The sequence below is a fragment of the Phytoactinopolyspora endophytica genome, assembly GCF_004138495.1.
Taxonomy (GTDB): Bacteria; Actinomycetota; Actinomycetes; order Jiangellales; family Jiangellaceae; genus Phytoactinopolyspora; species Phytoactinopolyspora endophytica.
Genome location: NZ_ML142876.1, coordinates 60,066 through 60,757 on the forward strand (window position 1 = coordinate 60,066; position 692 = coordinate 60,757).

The following is a 692-nucleotide window of genomic DNA, read 5'->3' on the forward strand; positions in this document are numbered from 1 at the left end:
ACACCGGACGCGCCGTCGTCGACTGCCGTTCGCAGGCCACCCACGGCGGACGCGACGACGGGCGTCCCGCAGGCCTGAGACTCCAGCGCGACGAGGCCGAAGGACTCGTTGTACGAGGGCACCACGGTGAGATCGGCGGCTCGGTACCAGTCGGCCAGCCTGTCCCGGTCGACCGGCGGGTGGAACTGGACGACGTCGTCCACCTGGAGGGTCCGAGCAAGCTCGACCAGCCCGTGCGGCCGTTCCAACCCGCTCCCGGAGGGACCGCCGACGATGGGGACGACCAGGCGCCGGCGTAGTTCGGGCCGGATCGCCAGCAGTTCCGCCGCGGCACGGATCAGCACGTCCGGTGCCTTCAGCGGTTGTATCCGTCCGGCGTAGAGGAGCACCGCGGCGTCCGCCGCGAGGCCCAGCCGGGCCCGGGCGGATCGACGGGAGCCCGGCGCAAACGTGCCCAGGTCCACTCCCGGCCAGACAGTCGCCACCTGGTCTGGATCCGCGCCGTACAGCCCCACCAGCTGCCGTGCCTCATCGTCGGTGTTCGCGATCAGCCGGTCGGATGCCGACACGACCTGCTCCTCGCCGAGTTCCCGGGCTCGCGGTTCGGGAGCGTCATCGTCGGCGACAGCGAGGTTCTTGACTTTCGCCATCGTGTGCATCGAGTGCACAAGGGGTGTCCCCCACCGCTGTGT

At 70.8% G+C, this 692-nt stretch carries 1 protein-coding gene; it reads right to left on the bottom strand.

Annotation, left to right across the window (positions count from 1 at the left end):
• Positions 1-692, bottom strand: a 692-nt coding sequence (locus ELR45_RS41865; protein ID WP_240760304.1) for a glycosyltransferase, incomplete at both ends; no start/stop codon positions are given.